4 protein-coding genes are annotated in these 4,839 nt (G+C 69.0%); all 4 read right to left on the bottom strand.

The window, feature by feature from the left end; all coding sequences use genetic code 11:
• On the bottom strand, positions 1 to 1,180 hold a 1,180-nt coding region (locus VHK87_RS00455), incomplete at its 3' end, for a hypothetical protein (protein ID WP_329632932.1).
• Position 1,181: 1 nt separating this feature from the next.
• The gene (locus VHK87_RS00450) at positions 1,182 to 2,255 is read right to left on the bottom strand and encodes an alginate biosynthesis protein Alg44 (RefSeq protein WP_329632931.1); all 1,074 of its coding nucleotides are present in this window, start codon (positions 2,253 to 2,255) and stop codon (positions 1,182 to 1,184) included.
• 24 nt (positions 2,256 to 2,279) lie between these two features.
• Positions 2,280 to 3,776, bottom strand: a complete 1,497-nt coding sequence (locus tag VHK87_RS00445) for a glycosyltransferase (RefSeq protein WP_329632930.1) — start codon at positions 3,774 to 3,776, stop codon at positions 2,280 to 2,282.
• A gap of 45 nt (positions 3,777 to 3,821) precedes the next feature.
• Positions 3,822 to 4,839 (bottom strand): nucleotide sugar dehydrogenase (locus VHK87_RS00440; protein ID WP_329632929.1); only part of this gene is annotated, 1,018 nt, incomplete at its 5' end.

Raw genomic sequence — 4,839 nt, 5'->3', positions numbered from 1 at the left:
CCGCCTGCCGCAGCTTCGCGCGCTGGCGCCACTCGTCCGGCCAATCGCCGCCGGCGGCGAGCTCATTGAACTTGGCGTCGGCGGCGCGGTAGCGGCCGGCGGCGTTCAGGGCCTCGCCCTCGGCCAGGATGCGCCGGGCGTTGAAGGCGATCTCCAGGTCGCGGATGCGGGTGAGGGCGGCCTCGGCCTGGGCGCCCACTTCCGGATTGGCCGGCGCGGCGCGGATCTGCTCGGCCAGGGCGCGGGCTTCGCCGAACTGGTTGGACCGCGCGAGCTGGCGCGATTCTTCCAGCTGCAGTCGCTGGCGCAGCCCGGGGCTGATCCGCGGATTGTCGGTAGCCAGGCGGCGCAGCTCGCCGATCCGGGCTTGGGCGTCGGCGGCCATCGTCGCTTCCTCGCCCTCCGGCTCGGGACGGGCGCGCAGGGCTTCCAGCGCGGCCTCGACGGGGGCGTCGATCTCGCGCTGCTCGATCCGCTCGCGCAGTCGGGCCAAGTTCTGGGCCACGTTGGGCGAGGCGTTCGGGTTCACTTGTTCGGCGATGCGGCGCGCGCCGGCGAAGTCGCCGCGCTCCAGCGCCACGTTGGCCAGGCGCAGGCGCACTCGGTCGTAGAAGCCCGCTTCCAGCGGGCAGCCGCGGTTCAGCAGCGCGTTGAACGCGCTCTCGGCGGCGTCCAGCTGGCCCGCCTCGAGAAGACGGTTGGCGCGCTCGTATTCGGCGTCCGCCGCCGCGATCCCGGAGCGGAAGCTGATGTCGGCGCGCAGCGAGCGGGCTTCGGCCGCCGCCCGAGCGTCGCCGCTGGCGGTCACCTGCCGGATCAGCTCCTCGGCCCGGCCGGTGTTCCCCCGGCGCCATTCGGCGCGGGCGAGCTTCACCTTGGCCCGAACCGCAGTCCGCTGCCGGTCGGGCGGGAAGCGCGACAGCCGCTCGAAGATCTGCGCGGCCTCGTCGTAACGCCGCTCGCGGTAGGCGTCGTCCCCGCGGTCCATCTCCACCTGCTGGGGCGTGCGGGCACGGGTGGAGCGCGAGGCGCCGGCGCCACGCGACGGGGTGGAGGCGCGCTCGGAGGACTCGCCCGGCTCAGGGCAGTTCTGCGCGGCGGCCGGGGCGGCGGCCAGCACGCTGGCGCTGGCGAGCAGGAGGGCCGTCGCGGAGACGGCGGGAAAGCTCAGTCGGGCCATTCTAGAAGGGGGTCCTTAGGGTGTTGATCCGGGCCTGCGCGGGCCGGCCGATCAGCGTGAAGGGCACACTTTCCTCGAGCTCGACTTGCACGAGAGCGGTGAGCTGCATGGCGCCCGTGCGGTCGCGCGCATAGGCGCTCTCGTCCGGGAAGGTGGGCAGGTTCACCGTCTTCACTCGTCCCTTGATCGGCGGATGCTGACCGAAGAAGTCGATGTGCACGTTGTCCCCTTGGCGCAGACGCTTGGCGTCGGCCAGGGGCACGACGAACTCACCGGCGAGCGGAGCCGTCGCCGGGGCCAAAGTCAAGAGCGGCGCCCCCCGGCCGAGCACCTCGCCGGGCTCAACCTTGGGGTCTGCGACAATGCAGTCACAGGGGCTGGCGACGGCGACGCGGACGCCCTCGAGCGTCTCCATGGAGGCCAGCGCCTGCCGCGGCTGGACGCGCTCGCCTTTGGCCGCGCTCCAGGCCAGCACCGCCCCGGTGTCGGGCGCTCGCACCGTCTGGGGCGCCGAGCTGGTCAGCACGCCGTTGGAATCGATCACGAAGGTGCGGGTCAGGGCTGAAATCAGCACGAAACCCACCAGGCCCAGGCCCACCAGCCAGAGCACGGCGATCAGCGCCAGCCGCTTGGCCAGGGCGCTTTTGTCCTCGGATACCGCCACCGACGTGCGGCGGGGGGCCGTGAAGTTGTCCCGCTGGGCGATGGCCAGCACGTCGCTGGCGGTCAGCGATTCGCCGCTGATCAGCGCGCCCACCAGGTAGTGCAGCAGCGACAGGTTGGTGGGCGACAGCTCGGTGAACAGATAGACCGCCGCCTTCTCGGCCGGGTCGACGCGGCTGACCTCGGCGGTCGCCTCCATCTCCAGGGCGAAGTTCTCGAACTGGAACTTGAGCTTCAGCTCGACCAGCTCCTTCTCCCGGGGCAGGGGCTCCACGCCGTCCACCCGCACGGCGGCCACCGACCAGTCCCGCGAGCGGTAGGTCTTGTCGCCGATGGTGACGAGCAGCGGGGTGCGCAGACGGACGAACTGGCGCTGCGTGAACGCCTCGTGCACGAACATCGACGTGGCCATGACGAACTCCTTGGGCTTGGCGCGTCAGGGGAGAAGGGCGGCGAGCGAGCTCACCGGGTTTCGAGCCAGCCCCAGATAAATCAGGATAAGGCTTACGAAAGTGAGGACGGCGACGGCGTGCATCGCCAGGGACGAATGGGCGAGCACCCGCGCGTTGAACCAGCCCACGTTCCGCACCGAGACGGTGTTCTGCCGCGTCCACTTCTGCTGGTCCTGGCGGAAGAAGATGTAGGTTTTGATCAGCGCGCCGTAGATCTGGTTGAAATACATCAGCGCCGGGTAGCTCCACTTCACCTTCGAGCGGGCGGTGAGCAGGCCCAGCGTCTGAATGTAGCGGGTCAGCAGCACCCAGTAGCCGTAGAGCAGCAGCGGGCCCCAGCCGTAGGCGCAGGCGGCGATGATCGCCGCGGTGGGGCCGATCAGGCCGGTCCACATGCTCATCCGCTGGTCGAAGATCGACCACCAGACGAACAGGCCCATCGGCTTGGTGCCCAGCTTCAGGGCCCGCTCATTGGTCCGCAGCATGTTGCCGAACCAGCGGCGCATCAGCACCGTCGCCGACCTCAGGAAATCCGGGTCCGGCGGCGTCTCGATGGTGGTGACCACCCGGTCCGGCACATAGAGCATCTCGCGGCCGCTCTTGAGGATCGAGTACCAGGAGCTCTTGTCGTCGCCGGTCAGGAACTTGATCCGGCCGAGCCGCCAGTGGTCGACGTAGTCCTCCTCGACGTCGGCGATGAACGCCGGGCTGGTCGCGACCGAGGCGCGGAAGGCGCTCATCCGACCGGTCAGGGTCAGCACCCGCTTGGACAGCGCCACCGAGCTCATGCCGATCTGCCGCTGGGCGAAACGGACGTTGTACCAGTCGCGGAAGATGGTCGCCCCGCGGACCTCGCAGACCTCGTCGGTGGTCAGCGCGTCCATCCTCGGCATCATCTTGAAGAAGGGCAGGGTGCCGCGCAGCAGGCCCGGCTCCAGGATCGAGTCGCCGTCGATCAGCGCGACCACCGCGTCCGGCGGCGGCATCAGCTTGGCGATGACCCTGAGGCCCTGGGCGATGGCGTCCCGCTTGCCCGTGCCGGGAATGCGCACGAACACCAGCTTCACCCGCTCGGGCATCTCCAGCGCCTCGAACAGGTGCTTGATCAGCCGCTGGTCGCTCATCTCGACGATCGAGCAGACCAGGGTCACGTCGGAGCCGCAGTTGGCGGCCTCGAGCATGGCCGCCCGATAGACGGTGTGGGTGGTCTCGGTGTCTATCCGGAAGCTGGTGAGCAGCAGGTAGACGTGGCTCGGCATGCCCTCGTCGCCCATCGCGTCGCACTGGCGGCGCAGGGGCGGAAAGATAATGTAGCGGTAGATCAGGCTACGGGTGAGGTTGGTGATGCCCCAGCCGTAACGCCAGGCGGAGATGGCCCCGATGCCCAAGAGCACGTGGGACGCGCGCCGGTCCCACCAGTCCATGGGAAGGACAAGCGCCAACGCCACCAGGACGGCCGCATAGATGACCATCCCCGCCATCACTCACCTCCACTCGAGAGGCCGCCCGAGGGCGGCCTCAACGCCTCACCAGCACAGGCCAGCATAGTCCTGGTTGTTGGTCCGGGCGCCCGAGTTGATGCGCACCAGGTCGACGACCACCTGATCGTCGCGCCGGGTCTGCATCACGTCCCGGAACTTCGGGTCGGCGTTGCCGACCACCAGCACCTGCGCGTGGGCCCGCAGCTCGTCGAGCGTGTCGACCATCAGGTCGGCCAGGTGCGGCAGGTTGGTGCGGATGTAGGAGTGGTTCGAGTTGAGGTCCGTGTAGCGGACGTTCTCGTCGAAGATCTTCAGGCGGTAGCCCTTGCCATGCAGCCGCTCGGCGATCTCCACCAGCGGGCTCTCCCGCAGGTCGTCGGTGCCGGCCTTGAACGACAGGCCCAGGAAGCCGATGTCCTTGTGGCCGGACTGGGTGATCATCTGGAAGGCGCGCTGGATCTGCACCTCGTTGGCGATCGAGACGCCGTCGAGCAGCGGGGTCTGCACGTTCAACGCCCGCCCCTTGGCGCGCAGGGCCCGCAGGTCCTTGGGCAGGCACGAGCCGCCGAAGGCCATGCCGGGCTTCATATAGGCCGGCGAGATGTTCAGGCGCGTGTCCATGCACAGCGCCTCCATCACCTTGTGGCCGTCGATGCCGCAGGCCTTGGAGATGTTGCCGATCTCGTTGGCGAAGGTGAGCTTCGTCGCGTGCCAGCAGTTGTTGGCGTACTTGATCGCTTCCGACGTGGTGATGTCGACCAGCATCTCCGGCGAGTTCAGGTGCGCGTTCAGCTGGCGCAGGCGGGCGAGGGTCAGCTCGTCCTCGACGCCCAGGATGATCACCGACGGATTGTCGTAGTCGTGGATCGCGGTCGCCTCGCGCAGGAACTCCGGATAGTAGGCGATGCCGAAACCGCCGCGGGCCTTCTTGCCGCTGGCCTCCTCGAGGGCGGGAATGATCGCGCCGGTCATCGATCCCGGCAGCATGGTCGAGCGCACAACCACCGAGTGGAAGTCGCTCTTCTGGGCGATGGCCGCCCCGATGTCCTGGGCCGCGCCGACC

Source organism: Phenylobacterium sp. (genome assembly GCF_036263695.1).
Lineage (GTDB): Bacteria > Pseudomonadota > Alphaproteobacteria > Caulobacterales > Caulobacteraceae > Phenylobacterium.
This window is presented reverse-complemented; position numbering and strand designations above follow the sequence as displayed.

Coding starts and splice junctions, on each gene's coding strand:
- VHK87_RS00450 (WP_329632931.1), bottom strand. CDS start 2,255: ATGGCCACGTCGATGTTCGTGCACGAGGCGTTCACGCAGCGCCAGTTC.
- VHK87_RS00445 (WP_329632930.1), bottom strand. CDS start 3,776: ATGGCGGGGATGGTCATCTATGCGGCCGTCCTGGTGGCGTTGGCGCTT.